This is a genomic window from Bacillus sp. FSL R5-0585, from assembly GCF_038004545.1.
Lineage (GTDB): Bacteria > Bacillota > Bacilli > Bacillales > Bacillaceae_G > Bacillus_A > Bacillus_A cereus.
Map to the genome: position 1 here is coordinate 1196267 of NZ_JBBORJ010000001.1, position 20493 is coordinate 1216759.

The window sequence follows — 20493 nt, forward strand, 5'->3', positions numbered from 1 at the left end:
AAGTTACGATCGATATATTTGAAAAATCGTTGATATACTGCAAGTTACGATCGATATATTTGAAAAATCGTTGATATACTGCAAGTTACGATCGATATATTTGAAAAATCGTTGATATATTGTAAGTAATGAACGATATATTTGAAAAATCGTTGATATATTGTAAGTAATGAACGATATATTTGAAAAATCGTTGATATATTGTAAGTAATGAACGATATATTTGAAAAATCGTTGATATATTGTAAGTAATGAACGATATATTTGAAAAATCGTTGATATATTGTAAGTAATGAACGATATATTTGAAAAATCGTTGATATATTGTAAGTAATGAACGATATATTTGAAAAATCGTTGATATATTGTAAGTAATGAACGATATATTTAAAAAATCGTTGATATAAATTTCATGTACCGTAATTAAGTTAAAATCATTAATACGGTTTTACTTATCAAAATGAAATTCTAATACATTTTTAACCGAGAAAGATGACTTCACAATTTTTACGTGTAATAATAGTAACGTTACATATATTGTGAAAGAAGTACAAAAGGAGCGTTACAATGAATTTAGCTAAATTCCCGAGAAAAAAATATACAGAATCATATACACCAATTGAAAAGTTAAACAACTTTTCTGAAGCACTTGGTGGTCCGACTATTTATTTTAAACGAGATGATTTACTTGGTTTAACAGCCGGTGGCAATAAGACGAGAAAGTTAGAATTTTTAGTTGCAGATGCACAGGGAAATGGTGCAGATACGCTAATTACAGCTGGTGGTATTCAGTCAAATCATTGCCGCCTGACACTGGCAGCTGCGGTAAAAGAAAAAATGAAATGTATTCTTGTATTAGAGGAAGGGCTTGAGCCAGAAGAGAAGAGAGACTTTAACGGAAACTATTTCTTATATCACTTATTAGGTGCTGAGAATGTCATTGTTGTACCGAACGGAGCAGACCTGATGGAAGAAATGCATAAAGTAGCAAAAGAAGTAAGTGAAAAAGGGAATACACCATATGTAATTCCAGTTGGTGGATCAAACCCTACAGGCGCAATGGGATACGTTGCTTGTGCGCAAGAAATTATGGCACAATCATTTGAGCAAGGAATTGATTTCAGTTCAGTTGTTTGTGTAAGTGGTAGCGGCGGTATGCATGCTGGTTTAATTACTGGTTTTTCTGGAACGCAAAGTCATATTCCTGTAATTGGAATTAATGTAAGTAGAGGAAAAGCTGAGCAAGAAGAGAAAGTAGCAAAACTTGTAGATGAAACTTCAGCACACGTTGGTATTCCAAACTTTATCCCGCGCGACGCTGTTACGTGCTTTGATGAATATGTAGGGCCAGGCTATGCGTTACCAACGCCAGAAATGGTAGAGGCAGTTCAGTTACTTGCGAAAACAGAAGGTATTTTACTTGATCCAGTGTATACAGGTAAGGCAGTAGCGGGATTAATCGACTTAATTAGAAAAGGTAATTTTAATAAGGAAGACAATATTTTATTCGTACATTCAGGTGGTTCGCCAGCTTTATATGCGAATACGTCTCTATTTGCGTAAGTGTAAAAAGCATTGGGTATCCAATGCTTTTTTGTTATATACTGGAATTGTCGAGAGGCGGGAGGATGATATGAATTCAAATTTAAAATGGATTATATATACGGTACTCGGCATTTCTATTCTATTAATCTTATTTGTGGCTTATGGGGTGTATTCGTATTTTATATTTTAAAAGCGTAATGGAAGTGAACCATAATGTAATGTATGTTATAGTTTGATATGTTAATTACTTACAATACTTTCTACAAGGAGAATACATAATGAGAGCAAAGAAACTAGTAACGTTAGCAGTTCCATTTATGCTGTTAGTCGGATGCGAGGTAGGAGATAAAGATTCTACTCATAAGACTGAGCAAACTAGTAAAGCAATAACGAAAACAGTAATTTCTGAACAACAGTATCCGTACTACATATGTGAGCAAGTGGTAGAGTTCCAATTTAAGAAGGATGAACTATTACTAAACTTAGGAGAATCCTTAAAGGACAAAGAAAAAGCAAAAGCTGTTTTAAAAACATCAAACGAGATAGATAAAATTTTAGACAATATGGAACACATAAAAGTACCTGATACATACAAAGACATTCACAAATCCATACAAGAAGGGGTAACAGAGGCAAGAAAAGCAACCAAGTTAATTAAGGATGCTGGTAAAGAAGATAAACAGAAGATTCAAGAAGCTACAATGAAAGGTACTGAATTTTTATCAGGTGTAGACGGAGAGCATTGGAAAAAAGCAATTTATGAGTTATCGCAGGAAAACAAAGATGCTTATAGTAAGGCACTTGATAAGAAAGTAAAGGAGCACTCAAAGTAAAACAGTAACTTGTAACAATACATATCCACCTAAAATTTCCGCGAATGCTATGCTAGGAAGTTAGGTGGGAGATTACTGTCCTTAAATGTGGCTGATTAAAGCTACAGCCACATTCTCCAGTTCTAATTAACTAAAAGAAGAACTTCCCCATCCCGATTAGACTACTGATCATTCCTATTCCACTCATGGTACCTTTTCCTGCTGTAAGTAAGTTTCCAAGCATTCCTAGCTGACCGTAACCTCCGTTATTCCCCCATCCCATGGGACTTATCTGTCCTCCCCATCCTGGAGAGTTTCCGAAAATACCCCCGTTATTGGTATTGAATTTAAAAGCCTTAGCTGGCGGCGATAGTAAAGCTGCGAGCTGACCTTGTGCGAACATCCCTGTATGATTGAATGGTTGCGCCCAGGGGAAGGGAGGTTTTTGAAAATTAAAACCTGCATGACTTGGTAATGGAGTCCAATTAGCAGGGTGACCTTGTGGTAGTATCTCTGCATAATTAATTGGCTGCTGCCCCCAAGAGAAGGGAGGAGGTTGGGGATTGAACCCCGTATAATTGGCTGATGAATCCCAACTAACTGGATAGACTCGGTAACTCCAATTCTCAGGAAGCTTCAAATCATTCATTACCTCAGATGTAGTTATTTCGGGCTGTGAATATAATGAAATTTGGTTAGTATATTGTTGCCCATTTCCCTTTGAATTCAAATACCAATATTGGTCCATACGCTTATTCTCCTCACTTTAAAAATGTAATGTTAGACTTAGCCTATGTAATATTCCTTTTTATGGATGGTTACATAACTAGATCTACAAGCCTGTATTTAAAGGAATGGGTGCGTAGTCTTTTTGATTTTTCTCGCTGCCTGTAAAATTCCCATTGATGTAAAGCTTCACTTTATTTTAGAAGGGGATTTTCAGTTGCTTCTTTTTTGTATTTCAGCCTAATTTAAATTCCGTTAACAAACATTTTTATAAAGGTTTAATCAACAAAAAGATTTTAAAATGGTATGTTGAGCAAGTGGAATTGCTAAAAAGAGAATATCCATTCGAAGAGTTTGGCAAAATACTGTAAGGGTAATGTTTTCTTGTGCAAATATGTAAACGATTTAAACGAATCAATGAAATTTATAATGAAGGGGCAATTCAATATATGAGTGAAACATTACATAAAAGAAAACCACCATATGTAATGCTTGTAATTCTTTTTATTGGGGCATTTGTTTCATTTCTAAATAACTCGCTTTTAAATGTAGCCTTGCCATCAATAATGAAAGATTTAGACATTCAAGATTATTCAACGATCCAGTGGCTTTCTACAGGGTATATGCTTGTAAGTGGTATATTAATTCCGGCATCAGCATTTTTAATAACGCGTTTCTCGAATAGAAGCCTATTTATTACCTCTATGGTGATTTTTATTCTTGGTACTGCCTTAGCGGCTGTAGCGCCGAATTTTGGTTTATTACTTACTGGTCGGATGGTTCAAGCGGCAGGCTCTTCAGTTATGGGGCCTTTGTTAATGAATATTATGCTAGTAAGCTTTCCAAGAGAAAAAAGGGGAACAGCAATGGGGATTTTTGGACTAGTTATGATTACAGCTCCAGCAATTGGACCGACACTATCAGGTTATATTGTAGAGTATTATGACTGGCGTTTGCTTTTTGAAATGATTTTACCGTTAGCAATCATTAGCTTACTGTTAGGGATTTGGAAATCTGAGAATGTCATGAAACAAAACAAAAATGCAAAACTTGATTATCTCTCATTACTATTATCTTCTGTCGGTTTTGGCGGTTTGTTATATGGATTCAGTTCTGCAAGCTCCGATGGTTGGACAAATAAAGTTGTCTTAACAACCTTAATCATAGGCGCTATTGCCCTAATTGCTTTCATTATTCGTCAATTAAAAATGGATGAGCCGTTATTGGATTTACGTGTTTACAAGTACCCAATGTTTGCACTTGCGTCTGTAATTGCAATTGTCAACGCGGTGGCCATGTTTTCGGGTATGATTTTAACACCAGCTTATGTACAAAACGTCCGTGGTATTTCGCCGCTGAGCTCTGGGCTGATGATGCTTCCAGGTGCGGTTATAATGGGGATTATGTCACCAATTACAGGTAAACTATTTGATAAATATGGTCCTCGGATTCTTGGCATAGTGGGGCTTTCCATTACAGCTGTTTCAACTTATATGTTGGCAAGTCTGCAAATTGACTCTAGTCACACACATATTATTCTTATCTACACACTGCGGATGTTTGGGATGGCGATGGTTATGATGCCACTTATGACAAATGGTCTTAATCAATTGCCAACTCGCTTAAACCCGCACGGTACAGCTGTTAATAATACGGCTCAACAAGTGTCCGGTTCGATTGGTACTGCTATTCTTGTTACGATTATGAATTCTGTAACAAAAACAAAAGCTGAAAGTTTAATGTCTGATATAGATCCAACAACCTTCACAGAAACTACGAAGGCAATAGTAACTCAGAAGGCTTTATTATCCGGAATTCAATATTCATTCTATGTAGCGCTTGGCATGAATGTTGTTGCACTACTATTAGTTTTTTTCGTTAAACGTGTAGATACAAGTGCGGAAGCCGTCGAGAAGTTAAATCGGTAGAGAAGAATAAAACGCTAGATAAAGATTCCAACAAGTTTTTTTGCTGCTAAGGCGCCGGTATTTAAAGCTGGAAAAAACTAAAAGAAGCAGGGAAATAATTATATAGTAAAAGAGGACCTGATGTTCATATCAGGTCCTCTTTCATTAATAACAAGGTATACTTGCTTATCGTATTGGTTTAACTAAACTACTGATTTTTCGAATACTACAATCTTAAGCTCATCAACTTTTCTATTTTGGGGTGTTTTAGAAGAAAATAAATCAAAATAATCGTTTTTATAAACAAATACAAGAGATGAGATCCGTTTGCAATTTCTCATAAACATTACAAGTCTAGATTATCTTTTAACACCAACATTAAAAGGCTCCAATTATATTTATTCGCTTCATTTTAATTTAGTATTTTTCTACAAGTTATAAATCTAATTGCCAAGCTTATACGCAATATCATAATCATGAATAGTTAGGGAAAGATAAAATAAGGTAATCAATTACATATCTTTATCCCAGGCGATTAGTTGCTATTTCCTCTTTATTAAATGGGATATGTTATTTCATGCTTTTTTGAAAGGGTGTTTTAAATGGAAAAAAAAGTATCTGCCATTCCTCAGCCGAAAACATATGGACCGCTGGGTAATCTCCCATTAATCGATAAAGATAAACCGACCCTATCCTTTATCAAGATAGCGGAAGAGTATGGTCCCATTTTTCAAATTCAAACTTTAAGTGATACCATCATTGTCGTTTCTGGACATGAATTGGTAGCAGAAGTTTGTGATGAAACACGGTTCGATAAAAGTATAGAGGGTGCTTTAGCAAAAGTTCGTGCCTTTGCTGGAGACGGATTATTTACAAGCGAGACTCACGAGCCTAACTGGAAAAAAGCTCATAATATTTTGATGCCTACATTTAGCCAACGGGCAATGAAAGATTACCATGCCATGATGGTCGATCTTGCTGTACAACTCGTTCAAAAATGGGCACGGCTTAATCCGAATGAAAACGTAGATGTTCCGGAGGATATGACTCGCCTTACGTTAGATACAATTGGTCTATGTGGTTTTAATTACCGATTTAATAGCTTTTATCGTGAGACCCCTCATCCTTTTATCACTAGCATGAGCCGTGCTCTAGATGAGGCGATGCACCAATTGCAGCGGCTAGATATAGAAGACAAACTTATGTGGAGAACGAAACGTCAATTTCAGCATGATATTCAATCTATGTTTTCTTTAGTAGATAATATTATTGCTGAACGTAAAAGTAGTGGAAATCAGGAAGAAAATGATTTACTTTCCCGTATGTTAAATGTACAAGATCCGGAAACTGGTGAAAAATTAGATGATGAAAACATTCGTTTCCAAATTATCACTTTTTTAATAGCTGGACATGAGACAACAAGTGGATTGTTATCTTTTGCAATTTACTTTTTATTAAAGAATCCGAATAAGTTGAAAAAAGCCTATGAGGAAGTAGACCGTGTTTTGACGGATCCTACTCCAACATACGAACAAGTTATGAAACTGAAGTATATACGGATGATTTTAAATGAATCGCTACGTCTATGGCCTACCGCTCCAGCATTCAGTCTCTATGCAAAAGAAGATACAGTAATTGGTGGGAAATACCCAATTAAGAAAGGAGAAGATCGTATTTCTGTTCTTATTCCACAGCTGCATAGGGATAAAGATGCATGGGGAGACAATGTGGAAGAATTCCAACCTGAACGATTTGAAGAGCTAGATAAGGTTCCTCATCATGCTTATAAGCCATTTGGAAATGGCCAGAGAGCATGTATCGGTATGCAATTTGCACTTCATGAAGCCACTCTTGTAATGGGAATGCTTCTTCAACATTTTGAATTAATCGATTATCAAAACTATCAGCTGGACGTAAAACAAACATTAACGCTAAAGCCCGGTGATTTTAAGATTAGGATTCTACCCCGAAAACAAACTATTAGTCATCCTACTGTTCTTGCACCTACAGAGGACAAGCTGAAAAACGATGAAATTAAGCAGCACGTCGAGAAGACACCTTCTATTATTGGGGCCGATAATCTTTCACTTCTTGTTCTGTACGGCTCGGATACAGGTGTAGCAGAAGGTATTGCAAGAGAATTAGCAGATACAGCTAGTTTAGAAGGAGTTCAAACGGAAGTGGTAGCTCTTAACGATCGAATTGGAAGTTTGCCAAAAGAAGGAGCGGTACTTATTGTGACTTCTTCTTATAATGGAAAACCGCCAAGTAATGCAGGGCAGTTTGTGCAATGGTTGGAGGAACTAAAACCAGATGAGCTAAAAGGGGTTCAATACGCAGTTTTTGGTTGTGGAGATCATAATTGGGCTAGTACCTACCAACGGATTCCAAGATACATTGATGAGCAGATGGCTCAAAAAGGAGCAACAAGATTTTCTAAACGCGGAGAAGCAGATGCAAGTGGTGATTTCGAGGAACAGCTTGAGCAATGGAAACAAAACATGTGGTCTGATGCGATGAAGGCATTTGGATTGGAGCTCAACAAAAATATGGAAAAAGAGCGCAGTACTTTGAGTCTGCAATTTGTTAGTCGTCTTGGAGGATCTCCTCTTGCACGAACATATGAAGCAGTTTATGCATCTATACTAGAAAATCGTGAACTCCAATCACCCAGCAGTGATAGAAGTACACGACATATCGAGGTATCTTTGCCAGAAGGCGCTACATATAAAGAAGGAGACCACCTTGGAGTGTTGCCAGTTAATAGCGAGAAAAATATCAACCGAATTTTAAAACGTTTTGGATTAAATGGGAAGGATCAAGTTATACTGAGTGCAAGTGGACGAAGTATAAATCACATACCTTTAGACAGTCCTGTTAGTTTATTGGACCTTCTTAGTTATAGTGTTGAAGTTCAAGAAGCTGCCACTCGAGCACAAATACGAGAAATGGTAACATTCACAGCATGTCCTCCTCATAAAAAAGAATTGGAAGCATTATTAGAAGAAGGAGTTTACCATGAACAAATACTAAAGAAACGGATTTCAATGTTGGACCTTCTTGAAAAGTATGAGGCTTGTGAAATCCGATTTGAACGCTTTTTAGAACTTCTTCCTGCGCTCAAACCGCGTTACTATTCTATTTCAAGCTCTCCACTCGTTGCACACAATCGTCTGAGCATTACGGTCGGTGTTGTTAATGCGCCTGCATGGAGTGGAGAAGGGACATATGAAGGCGTCGCTTCTAATTACTTAGCTCAGCGTCATAGTAAAGATGAGATTATCTGTTTCATTCGAACGCCACAATCAAACTTTGAATTGCCTAAAGATCCAGAAACACCAATTATTATGGTTGGGCCAGGTACTGGAATTGCACCATTCCGTGGATTCTTGCAAGCGCGTCGTGTTCAAAAGCAAAAAGGTATTAACTTAGGACAAGCGCATCTATATTTTGGTTGTCGTCATCCTGAAAAAGATTATCTCTATCGTACAGAACTAGAAAATGATGAAAGAGATGGATTAATCTCTTTACACACAGCTTTTTCTCGTCTAGAGGGACATCCAAAAACATATGTACAGCATTTAATAAAACAAGATAGAATCAATTTAATTTCGTTATTAGATAATGGAGCTCATCTTTATATATGTGGTGATGGAAGTAAAATGGCTCCGGATGTAGAAGATACCCTTTGTCAAGCGTATCAAGAAATTCATGAAGTCAGTGAACAAGAAGCAAGAAATTGGTTGGATCGTGTGCAAGATGAAGGGCGATATGGAAAAGATGTTTGGGCTGGTATATGAATGTTTCTTAATTAGTTACGTATTAACTAATGAATTTCTTTCGAATAAATTTCACTTTATTAGTATAGTGTATTTAGATGAATAGTGATTAACCGGACTATTTAGTATCTACTAAATAAAAAACAGGACCTGATATTCATCTATCAGGTCCTGTTTCACATAGACATTATACATCGATATTTTCCACACATTATCAATGTTTGTAATGTAGTTAGTCTTGTGGGTCAGCAATAAAATCAGATATTATTTTTTCGATATCGAAAGGAGTAATCCCTTTATCCAAAGAAAAAATGCTTTTTGCTTCTTCGATTTCTTGAACGAGTTCACCTCTAGCTTCAATATGTAATCGGAACAAGTCATATAAATTCGGTTTAACTAAATTAGTTAAAGCCTTTCCAACTAGTATCATACCTTTTTGATTAGCCTCGATGGTATTATCATAAGTTAGATCTCTTGTAAGAGACAAATCTGTCCAAATCAATTTTCGTTCCTTTAAGTCTAAAATAACTGGAATAGAGATTTGGGTGTCGGCAGTAATATCCACTTTATCTTGAACAGTAGAAGGTTCAAATACTTCACCTGAACCAGGATATTGACGAACCATCCAACCAGTAAAGCATTCTGGTAAATCTTTATATGGTTGGTCTGTGTAAGAAAGCAAAGTCATAACTACATAGCGTCCACCATATTTCAGCACAGACGGAATATCGAAATCAATGAATTCAGATGCTCCCTTTGGTGCAGAAGTAATATCTCCGCTATGGTAAGCTTTGAAATTTTTTGAACGTAAGTTCGTGAAGGATACATGTTCTTTGTATTGCCAATCTTCGTCGTACATTGCAGCAGACAAATCAATGTCAACACGTCCTGTATGTTGTCCATTCACATAGCCTTCTTTCCACCATAGGAAAAAACGAATCGTATCTCCTTCTGGCAAATCTACTTTACTTCCTCGAGATAATGTGCGAAGCGCTTTGCTGGCTGAACGTTGAGAGAAGGGAACTAAGTGATTTTTTAACTGTTCATCCAAAAATACTTTTCCAAGAATTGGAAGTTCTGCGAAGCGATTTTTTAAAGTATCTTCACACATTTTTACAATCATTAAACAAATATCCTCTGAGATAAATGGAAGTGTATTTTCAATACCTATAGCTTTTGCTACATTTCCCTTTGGAAAAAAGGTACGAAATTCATTTTTATCATTTCGATGCTTAAAATGAGCCGTGAGTTGAAGTAATACAGGAGTAGAAACGTTTCCTATTATACTTAGAAAATCTTCGAGAATATTGAAAACATCTGTTGACTTATTACTACATAAACGGATTAAATGATCCAAGCGTCTGGCAAATTCCCCCGGGCGAGTTTTTAAAAGATTTTTCGCTGTCATGATATCACGATTCAACAAAGCTGCTTCTATTTTTCCATTAAATGTTTCAACTTTAATGTTGTTGCGAAGCATTTCAAATGCTCGGTGGGTTTTTGGGAAACGAGTATGATATTCTGCTGGATGAAGAATTTCACCTAAACGAATCCAACGTTTTTTGTATCGAAGCATATCTTCTGTAATGTTTCCGCATTGCTCTAACAATCCTAAAAGGAAGCGTCTTTCTACTCGGTTAAACTTCTTGAATCGACCGGAAGATGCTAAACTCACATCGCCTTCAGATAAAGCAACTGCAAGGCGAAGAACATCAGTTGCTGTTTTAAAATACTTTGCAGCAGCATCGGCTGATATTTTTCTGTTTATTAATAAAACTCCAATTATAAAAGACATATTTTCCTTATGAGGAATTACATTAGGTAGAAAACAGGAAACATCTTCAGTGTGTGTAATAGCCCATTCTACATCTGTCTTATCAGTTGAGGAAATAGAGCTGTTTGCACTAATCAATTGAGAAATCATTTGATTGAAATCTTCTTCACTTCCTAAGTCAATAACTTTCAAATCAACGCTATCTAAAAGAGGAAGTCGTTCTTCTACTTTTGATACAGGTAGGCGCAACGTCACATAATGAATAACGGCATTGATGTATAAATCAGCGTCACTTAAATCCATCATTTGTTGCGGAAAGTTTGGATACATAGGAGTAAACTGAATATGTGCACCAACCATTTCTTTTAAATGTTTTACCAACTCTTTGTAAAACGTTGTGAATGCATCAACCGAAAGTGTTTGCAACTTTTCTATTAAAGGCTCGGAAAAAGTAAATCCTAAACTTTCCAAGTTTTTTAAAACAGTGGCTAAATACATGTTCGGTAGTTTATTTTCTTCTCTTTTTATAATTACTTTCAAACTTCTTCTTATATAAATAGAATTTTTCATGAGAACGCCATCTATTCACGCCTTATAAAAGAGGGGAATAGTCTGACTGTCCTCCTTTCAGTGGTAGATTTTTATTTTTATATGTATAAACACAATAATTGTAGAAAAATGCACAGAGGGTACATAGCTATTTTTTAGTGAAAAATTAGGGGTATAACATTTAGTTGTTAAGTGGTAATTTGTTAATTAAGAAAAGAAAACCTCTACATCAATGGTTGATAAACTAAAGTTTATGCAATCCCAAAGAAGAAAGAGGTTTTATAGTCTAATTATTTTTCATAGGAAATTGACAACTCTAAAACAATTTGAAATTTCTACAAAGAAGGAAGAATTGTCATAGCCTATGTGTTTAGCAGGAAAGTAACATCCCTATTTCGCCAAAGAAGTTAGAAGGAAGGAACGTCATAGCCTGCTTTATTAGTATATTCTCTTGCGAAGAGCAATTCAAGTATACTGTCTGATTTTTTATATTTTTCTTAAAGGGGAATTGTCATGTTTATCGCGCATTAACGGGTAGCCCGATTGGTGAGGGTGATTAAAGTTTCATTTTATAAATAGGGGGAACATCACATGCTCTTTTTATAATACTATTAAGGGAGGATTTTTATTTTTGATATATTATACCATTTATTTAATGGTATAATATGGTATGTGTTCTATGGAATGGAGTTGAATGAGTATTATAAATACAAAAGGTGAAATTAAAAAAACAAAAAGAAAAGTATTACTAACTATACTTACTATGTTAGTAATTATAATTGGATTTGGATATTGGAAACTTTTTAGTTTGCAAGGCGTTCCAAAAGGGGAATTAATTCGAACAGTGAAATCTCCAGATGGAAAATATCTCATCAAGACTTATTTTCATAATGCAGGATCATTAAGTGCGGATGCTGTTAGGGGTGAATTAGTTAACCTTGATACAGATTCAGAGAAAAATATATATTGGAATTATCCAGATACCGATCCATATATTGAATGGGTAAATAAGAATATTGTTAGAATTGGAGATCAAACTTTAGATATTTCACAGAAAGAAACCTATGATTGGCGTGATGATGATAAGCACGTTAAAGAAATGCCTAAACAGTTTAGTAGATAAAACAAGAAAATTTAAATTTATTTAATCTTATTCGTTTAACTATAGATAGGATTATATGAGTGAAAAAGTCCATTTAGATCTTCTAAATGGACTTTTTTAGGTTTCTAGATACGACTACTAATAAAAATGGAACAAACTTGTTATTTAGGTTGTCTATTAAGTATACGTATAAAACAGGGGTTCATGATAGTTCACTCATTTTATGAAAAGTGAGATGCAAGAGAGTGATATCCGATACACTCTTTAATTGTATCGATATGTATAACACCTAAAAAAACTATATATTCTTGAAAGAGGTTGAAAATGTATGATAGTCTTAAACAAGTTTTTTAACATTTTACATTACAAAAAGATGGTACCTGTAGTATTTCTTTCATGTGCAACGCTTATAGGCTGTTCCGATGGTAATACTCAATCTGAATCACTTAAACAAACGAAACAAACAAATCAAATCAAACAAGAAACTAATGGTAATGATTCTTTTGCTAAACTTGAAAAAGAATTTGATGCTAAACTTGGTATTTATGCATTGGACACTGATACGAATCAAACCGTTACGTATCAATCAGATAAACGGTTTGCATACGCATCTACCCACAAAGCTTTAGCTGTGGGAGTACTTTTACAAAAGAAATCAATAGAAGATCTAAATCAAAGAGTTTTGTATACTCGTGAAGATCTTGTTAATTACAATCCAATTACAGAAAAGTATGTTGATAGGGGGATGACTCTGAAAGAGCTTGCAGATGCTTCCCTTCGATATAGTGATAATACTGCACAAAATCTTATTCTTAAACAATTAGGTGGACCTAGCGAATTCAAAAAATCACTGAGAGAAATAGGAGATACCGTTACAAATCCTGAACGTTTTGAACCAGAGTTAAACGAAGTGCATCCAGGAGACGTACATGATACTAGTACCCCAAAGGCATTAGCTACTAGTCTTCAGGCTTTTGCGTTAGGAGATGTACTTTCAACTGAGAAACGGGATTTATTAATAGATTGGATGAAAAGGAATACTACCGGAGACAACTTAATTCGTGCTGGAGTTCCAGGAGGATGGGAAGTAGCTGATAAGACGGGCTCGGGATCTTATGGAACCAGAAATGATATCGCAATTATTTGGCCACCAAATAAAAAGCCAATTGTTCTTGCGATACTTTCTAATCATGATAAAGAGGATGCTAAATACGATGATAAGCTTATTGCAGAAGCAACCAAAATAGCGCTGGGTGTCTTAAAAGCTAAAAATAAATAATAATAGTATTAGTTATTGAAATTTTCCTGTTTTTCCGTCACAATACTGTGACGGTCTTTTTGTGTATTTTACAAAGAATCGTCTTAATTAAAGAAAAAAAGATAGAAACTATCTCTAGTAAGTTTATTAAGTAAGTAACAACAAATATATGCTTTATTGTATACTTATTGCATTTAATGTGGAGGAATAATATGGAGTCAAAAATTCTTATTGTTGATGATGATAAAGAGATTAGAAATCTTATCTCTGTATATCTAGAAAATGAAGGCCTAAAAACTCAAAAGGCAGAAGATGCTATACAAGCTTTACAACTGTTAGAAGAAAAGGAATTTGATTTGGTTATTTTAGATATTATGATGCCGAATATGGATGGCATTGAAGCATGTATGAAAATTAGGGAAGATCGCAATATGCCTATCATTATGCTATCTGCAAAATCTGAGGATATAGACAAAATTCAGGGCCTAGCCTCTGGTGCAGACGATTATTTATCAAAACCGTTTAACCCATTAGAATTAATCGCTAGAGTGAAATCCCAATTAAGAAGATTTAAAAAATACAATACGTCCGTAGAACATAATAAAAGCATTCTAGAAATTGGTGACTTAACCGTAAATACAGATACACGTCAAGTATGGGTAAGAGGAAAAGAAACAAGGTTAACTCCAAAAGAGTTTGCTATTCTCGAACTACTTGCCCGCAATAAAGGGAGTGTTATGAGTGTAGCAAAAATATATGAAGCAGTTTGGAAAGAGGTTTTTTATAAATCAGACAATACCGTCATGGTGCATATTACAAAAATAAGAGATAAAATTGAAGAGGATTCTAAACATCCCATTTACATTAAAACTGTTTGGGGAATTGGGTATAAAATATGAAGAATGTTAGTTTCAGAAATAAGATCATTATAAAACTTCTTGGTGCTGTTGCAATTAGTTTTTTTATTTCATTTGGTTTAACAATCCTCATTTTGGCATACGTCATAGATCCATTATTTATAAAATACGAAGAATTTGGTATGTTTGAATTCAATGTCGCAATGTTGTTCTTATTCGCGTTCGCAATCTTTACCTTTATTATACTTTTTTTGATATTGGTTCGAAAGAAAATAGTATATTTGAAGCTTATTTCTGATAACGTGAATGATATTGCCAATGGAAAACTAGGTCTAACAATTGGGATTAAGGGGAAGGACGAATTGACCCAACTTGCTCAAAATATCAACTATATGTCTAAGGAATTGGAAAATACATTTGAACAAGAAAGACGATTAGAACGTACAAAAAATGAACTCATAACTAACGTATCTCATGACTTACGCACACCGTTGACATCTATTATTGGTTATTTAGATTTATTAAAAAGAGGGCAATACAACAATAACACACAACTACAGGAATACCTTGAAACCACTTATTCAAAGTCACAGAGATTGAAATATTTAATTGATGAGCTGTTTGAATATACTCGTTTATCAGGCATAGATGCTAAGTTAAATCTTAATGAAGTTGATTTATCAGGTCTGTTGGAGCAAATAGTTGGAGAATACATTCCTATATTTGAAAAGGAAAGTTTAATCGTTCAAAAATCAATTACACAAGAAATAATACCTATCTTCATAGATGCAGAAAAAATGGTACGTGTATATGAAAATCTGTTTATGAATGCGATAAATTACAGCATGAAACCATCCCAATTATTCATATGTCTTGAATTAATGGATAACAAAGCAATTTTAAAAGTATCAAATATAGTCGAGAGACCGCCTGTTAGCGATCCAAATAAATTGTTTGAAAGATTTTTCAGGGGTGATAAGGCAAGAAAAAATGATCAAGGAAATGGACTGGGACTTGCTATATCAAAAAGAATTGTTGAACTTCATGATGGTACTATACATGCAGAATATAAAGATGGCTGGATGTCCTTTATTGTTGAACATCCAATCAAATAGACTGGCTTATGGAATTACAGGTTCCATAAGTTTTTTTTAAAACTTAAGAATTCTTAAGGATTTTAAGGAGTGTTTCCTAATTTTCATAGTTTATCATGGATGTATTCAAAGTGATGGGGTGAGCAAAGAAGATAAAAGGAAAGATTTCATTGTAGCTTTAGGGTGAATGCAACGTGTCTATTTTGTTAGTAGTAAACAAACATAGTAGCTTATTGTAATGAAATAAAAAAATGTAGGAGGATATAAATGATAAAGCCAGTTGTAGATGTAAAAAACATTCAAAAATTGTACGGTAAAAAAGGTGAGAATCAATCACATGCATTAAAAGGTGTATCATTCTCAATTCAAGAGGGGGAGTTTGTCGGTATTATGGGGCCTTCTGGTTCTGGTAAAACAACATTATTAAATGTAATTTCAACGTTAGATAAAGCGACAGGCGGCATTGTTGAAATTGCAGGAACGGATATTACGAGAATGAAGCAAGGTGAACTTTCTGATTTTCGTTCACAAAAGTTAGGGTTCATTTTCCAAGACTTTAACTTATTAGAAAATTTATCTATCTATGAAAATATCGCACTCCCACTTTCACTTCAAGGTGTTTCATCTCGTAACATTGGAAAGAAAGTAGAAAAAGTAGCTGATATGTTAGGCATTACAGCGATACTTCAAAAATATCCTTCTGAAGTATCTGGTGGACAAAAGCAACGTTCTGCAGCAGCACGTGCGTTAGTTCATGAACCAGCAATTATTTTGGGAGACGAGCCGACTGGAGCTCTAGATTCTAAAAATGCAACGAGTTTACTTAATGCCATGACAAGCTTAAATAAAGAGCAAGGTGTATCCATTATGATGGTTACGCATGATCCTTATAGCGCAAGTTACTGTCAGCGTATTTTATTCATTCAAGATGGTGAGTTATATAAAGAAATTCATCGCGGTGGTACCCGTGAAGAATTCTATAAAGAAATTTTAGACGTGCTTGCAAACTTAGGCACACAAAAAGCGTAAGGAAGGAAGTTCAATCATGTTATTTAAGCTTTCTATGTCAGGCCTAAAAAGTAAGTTGCAAGATTACATTGTTTTACTTGTTGGTCTTATTGTCTCTATTTCAACTTTTTATATGTTTCAAACGCTAGCATCCAATAAAACGTTCCTTGAATCTAACTCTTCTATTAGGGATATTGTGGCTGTCTTTAAAATTGGTTCCTTTTTGTTAGCGGTTATCACATTTTTTTTTATTTTATATGCAAACTCTTTCTTATCAGCTCTTCGTCAAAAAGAATTTGGTATGTATATGATGTTAGGAGCAAAAAAGCATAAAGTTACATTACTTATGTTTATCGAAACAATCGTATTAGGCGCTGCGTCTCTTGCGATTGGTATTACAGTTGGTGTAGGACTTGCAGAAGGGATCGGTCAGTTATTAATGAAACAACTCGAGTTTGCTGGTGAAGGTTATAAAGCATTTTATCTGCCATCAATAGCTATTACTTGCGTCTTCTTCTTTGCACTATTTGTATTATCTGCAATTATGAATAGTATTAAATTATCGCGTATTTCTGTACTGCAACTTGTACATGCAGATGCACAAACAGAACGTGTTGCCATAAAAGGAAAAATGACAGTTGTAATTGCATTCCTTGGTATTCTTTTATTAGGTATTGGTTATGCATCACTGATCTATATGTCATATGCAAATTCGCTAATTGCTTTGGGATTAATGGCCGTTGGATTAATCTCAGCAACCGCTGGTACTTACCTTATATTTGGATCCCTTCTCCCAGTTATGATTAACAAGCTAAAGAGTAATAAAAAACGTAGTGAAAAAGGCCTCAATGCTTTTACTTTTGCACAATTAAATTTCCGCATTAATAGTCTAACAAATGTGCTTGCAACAGTAGCAATTTTAGTGGCTCTTGGTGCTGGTGGAATTGCTTGTGGTATGGCATTTAAAAACAACATTATAAACATGACAGATCAAATGCGAATTTACGATTCAGTCATTCATAATCCAACTGCGGAAGAAAAGACAATTTTGGGTGGTATCTTATTTCAAGAAAAATTTGAATACCATTACAAAGTTGATGATAGGTATGTTTATTATCTTAAAGAAGATGTAGAAAAAAATCGCCCTTTCTTGCAAGGCATGAAAATAGAAAAAGTTTCAGAGGAAATACCAATTGGTGCATTTTCAATAAAATGGGTTAAAGGAGAAATCGACACAAAACAATGGATTCAGGCTTTCAGAACGATCCAGCCAAATTATATGTATCCTCATTATGAAATCAAAATTGTAGAACAAAACATATACGATGGGTTGAAGGGTAAAGAAAGTACTGTGTTTATAGGGAAAACAGATGATTTTGGATCATACATAAAAGAATGGAAAAAACTTGATGAATTACAGATAGCAAAATATAAAAATGTGAAAGCGGAAGAATTGGATAGTAAGTATCAAAAATATATTATGAGTCATGATTTTGCCAGCGGACTAATGTTTATGGGTTTCTTCGTTGGAATTGCATTTTTAGCAATGATGGCAAGCTGCTTAATGTTTAAAGTTCTGTCGGGAGCATCAAAAGATGTAGCACGTTATCAAATGCTTCGTAAAATTGGTGTTCGCCGAGAATTATTAACAAAATCAATCTATAAAGAGTTATTCTTCATATTCTTATTCCCAGCAATTGTGGGGATTACTCACATATTAGTTGGTATGAACATGTTTGGATCGCTTTTAATCGATCCGTACTTTCGTATTTGGTTACCACTTGTTATTTTTGTAGTAATTTACTCGATTTATTACTTGATTACAGTTCAATTATATAAAGGGATTGTACTCCCGAAAAAAGATTAATGTAATGATGTTATTTATACGAAGTATAGACATAATCGGACCTCGTTTTATTGATTATCTTGAATCGGTACAAGAAATTTAGAAATAATAGGTGGACTAGCACTACGGTCCATAAACTATTTATTTTAGATTTTAAATTAAAAATTTATCTTTTATCTAAGAAGGGGCGCGGCAACGATTACTACTTTTAGGGGCCATTGGCAAGTTTTATTTAACAGGATTAATTTGTATGAGTTTTTTTTAAAGCTTGTAATGCTATAATCTCATAAGTTAAAGTTTCACCCTGAAAATCTATTATTTATAATGAGTAGCCCGAAAGAGAAAGGATTGTTGCCGTGTCCTATCACCATCGAGCAAGGTTGATAGGTATGCGTCACTACGCCATATAGTAAAAATAAAGGCTCAAAAACGGCTTTTGTTGATTTAAAAGCTGCACGGATTTGTTTAATTTTATGAAAAAAAGTAAGAATCACCAATATAATTGACGGTTCTTACTTTTTTTTACATACATATTATTAGCATGATAACATTAAAAATTTTTGTACGGAGAGAGAGGTTTCTATATGCTCTATGATGAAAATATAAGTTTAACAGGACGTATTGTATCGCCTGGTGAAGCGCAATATGATTCAGCACGTCAAGCGTTCAACACATTTTTTAATAGATTCCCTTTTGTTATTGTCTTTGCACAAAATACTCAAGACGTTGTGAATGCAGTACGATGGTCGTTACATAATAACGTACCTATCCGAGTACGTTCAGGAGGGCACAATTATGAAGGCTTGTCAGTTTTAGATGGTGGTATTGTAATTGATGTCAGTGAGATAAATCAAATAAAAATAGATCCAACATCAAAAACTGTTACAGTAGGAGCTGGTTGTAAAAATCTCCATCTAGCTGAGCTTCTTGGGAAAGAGGGATTAGCTATTCCTAATGGGGTCTGTCCTAAACCAGCTATCGCAGGAATAGCGCTAGGTGGTGGGCAAGGTATTCTTTCTCGACCATTAGGACTATTACTTGATCATGTCGTAGAAATAGAAATGGTTGATGCTAACGGCTGTGTATTGCAGGTTAATGATCAGGAGCATCCTGATCTATTTTGGGCTTTACGTGGTGGAGGCGGAAGTTTCGGTATTTGTACATCTTTTCGCTTTCGTACTCAGGAAATTAAGACTGTTGGTTTTGTTGAAGTTAGTTGGAGGCATCAAGATTTAAAAGCCGTTATACAGGAATGGCAAAAGTATACTCTACCTACTTCTGATAAACGCTTTACTCCTACATTATTATTGTCTTCAGAAAAGACAGCTCCTGTGTTGATGCATGGGATTTTTCATGGATCAGTTACAGACTTACAGAAATTGATACAACCACTTCTCAAAATTGGATCACCTATAAAGGTAGACATAAAAGAACTCTCTTATTTAGAAGCTATAACGTTAATATCCAATCATCAGCCTACAACTCCTTTTCCATTTAAAAGCGTAGCACCTTTTATGGATTCTTTATTACCTGAAGAAGGTATTGCTACGATTCAACATTTTATGAGTCAATCTCCACCTAATTCTACTGTTTCTATATTTTTTCAGGGCTTAGGGGGGACTGTTTCTGCAGTACCCAAGGAAGCAACTGCTTATTTTTATCGAAAAGCTCTAATGAATATGGTGTTATTTTCCACTTGGGACAAACCTGAGGGAGCTGCACAAGGGATTCGTTGGGTAGAAGCTTTTCGTCACGCGTTGATTCCTTTTACGAAAGGTGTCTATGTTAACACACCTGACCTCTCAATGAAAGATTGGTCGGATTTATATTATGGTGAAAACTTTAAACGATTGACTCAAGTGAAAGCTAAATACGATCCAGAAGATATTTTCAATTTTCCACAAAGCATTCCACCTGTTTATAAAAAATAGAAATCCTTTGCCGACCTTAAATTTTGCAATTTATAAAGAATGATAGATAATCCTTTTTGGAAATAACAATTAAAAGAGAGAGATAACATTGATTATTGACTGTATCAAAAGTTAAATCACTTCTTTACAGAAGGAGAAGGAGAATTAAGTCAATCGGATGAATAGTATAGTCCTGCTAATATCCCAGAGTATGTTATAAATGATATTGCAACTTGGGTGCAAGGAAGAGTGAAATGAAATTAGCAACTATATTTTTAAATGACTATTTTCAGAGACAACAAGTGAATTAGGGGGGACTGGTTTAG

Annotated in this window: 13 protein-coding genes and 1 pseudogene; 12 read left to right on the forward strand and 2 right to left on the reverse strand. The window is 34.8% G+C overall.

Features of this window, described 5'->3' with window-relative positions; all coding sequences use genetic code 11:
- The first annotated feature begins 567 nt into the window (after positions 1–567).
- On the forward strand, positions 568–1563 hold the full coding sequence (locus MKY38_RS06320) for a D-cysteine desulfhydrase (RefSeq protein WP_070180294.1): 996 nt from the start codon (positions 568–570) through the stop codon (positions 1561–1563).
- A 260-nt stretch (positions 1564–1823) separates the two neighbouring features.
- Positions 1824–2378, forward strand: coding sequence for a hypothetical protein (locus MKY38_RS06325; RefSeq protein ID WP_001201801.1), 555 nt, complete (start codon positions 1824–1826; stop codon positions 2376–2378).
- A gap of 130 nt (positions 2379–2508) precedes the next feature.
- On the opposite strand, the gene MKY38_RS06330 is transcribed toward MKY38_RS06325, so the two are convergent.
- Complete coding sequence (locus MKY38_RS06330) at positions 2509–3105, reverse strand: hypothetical protein (RefSeq protein ID WP_070180293.1); 597 nt, start codon at positions 3103–3105, stop codon at positions 2509–2511.
- 427 nt (positions 3106–3532) lie between these two features.
- Here MKY38_RS06330 and MKY38_RS06335 point away from each other — a divergent pair, with 427 nt between their 5' ends.
- Both MKY38_RS06335 and cypD read left to right on the forward strand, forming a co-directional pair.
- A complete protein-coding gene (locus MKY38_RS06335) occupies positions 3533–5011 on the forward strand; it encodes a DHA2 family efflux MFS transporter permease subunit (RefSeq protein WP_341048417.1) in 1479 nt (492 codons plus the stop codon).
- 581 nt (positions 5012–5592) lie between these two features.
- On the forward strand, positions 5593–8790 hold the full coding sequence (gene cypD / locus MKY38_RS06340; RefSeq protein WP_070180291.1) for a bifunctional P-450/NADPH--P450 reductase: 3198 nt from the start codon (positions 5593–5595) through the stop codon (positions 8788–8790).
- Between the two features lie 211 nt (positions 8791–9001).
- Here the strand turns inward: cypD and MKY38_RS06345 are convergent, their stop codons facing one another.
- Positions 9002–11113: a TerD family protein gene (locus tag MKY38_RS06345; protein WP_341048422.1), complete on the reverse strand. Its 2112-nt coding sequence runs from the start codon at positions 11111–11113 to the stop codon at positions 9002–9004.
- Between the two features lie 673 nt (positions 11114–11786).
- Here MKY38_RS06345 and MKY38_RS06350 point away from each other — a divergent pair.
- From MKY38_RS06350 to MKY38_RS06385, 8 genes and pseudogenes are all read left to right on the forward strand, one after another.
- Entirely contained in the window at positions 11787–12215 is a 429-nt protein-coding gene (locus MKY38_RS06350) for a DUF5412 domain-containing protein (protein WP_000022540.1), read from the forward strand.
- A gap of 307 nt (positions 12216–12522) precedes the next feature.
- Complete coding sequence (gene bla / locus MKY38_RS06355) at positions 12523–13473, forward strand: class A beta-lactamase (protein ID WP_025708667.1); 951 nt, start codon at positions 12523–12525, stop codon at positions 13471–13473.
- 191 nt (positions 13474–13664) lie between these two features.
- Complete coding sequence (locus MKY38_RS06360; protein WP_003313232.1) at positions 13665–14351, forward strand: response regulator transcription factor; 687 nt, start codon at positions 13665–13667, stop codon at positions 14349–14351.
- The gene (locus tag MKY38_RS06365; RefSeq protein WP_070180289.1) at positions 14348–15424 is read left to right on the forward strand and encodes a sensor histidine kinase; all 1077 of its coding nucleotides are present in this window, start codon (positions 14348–14350) and stop codon (positions 15422–15424) included. The genes MKY38_RS06360 and MKY38_RS06365 overlap by 4 nt, the downstream gene beginning before the upstream one ends.
- 246 nt (positions 15425–15670) lie before the next feature.
- The gene (locus MKY38_RS06370; protein ID WP_000595165.1) at positions 15671–16432 is read left to right on the forward strand and encodes an ABC transporter ATP-binding protein; all 762 of its coding nucleotides are present in this window, start codon (positions 15671–15673) and stop codon (positions 16430–16432) included.
- 16 nt (positions 16433–16448) lie between these two features.
- A complete protein-coding gene (locus tag MKY38_RS06375; protein ID WP_114556211.1) occupies positions 16449–18278 on the forward strand; it encodes an FtsX-like permease family protein in 1830 nt (609 codons plus the stop codon).
- Positions 18279–18841: 563 nt separating this feature from the next.
- A complete protein-coding gene (locus MKY38_RS06380) occupies positions 18842–20188 on the forward strand; it encodes an FAD-binding oxidoreductase (RefSeq protein ID WP_025708658.1) in 1347 nt (448 codons plus the stop codon).
- A 42-nt stretch (positions 20189–20230) separates the two neighbouring features.
- Positions 20231–20425, forward strand: a pseudogene (locus MKY38_RS06385) (alpha/beta hydrolase); the annotation flags it as partial.
- Positions 20426–20493: the final 68 nt, after the last annotated feature.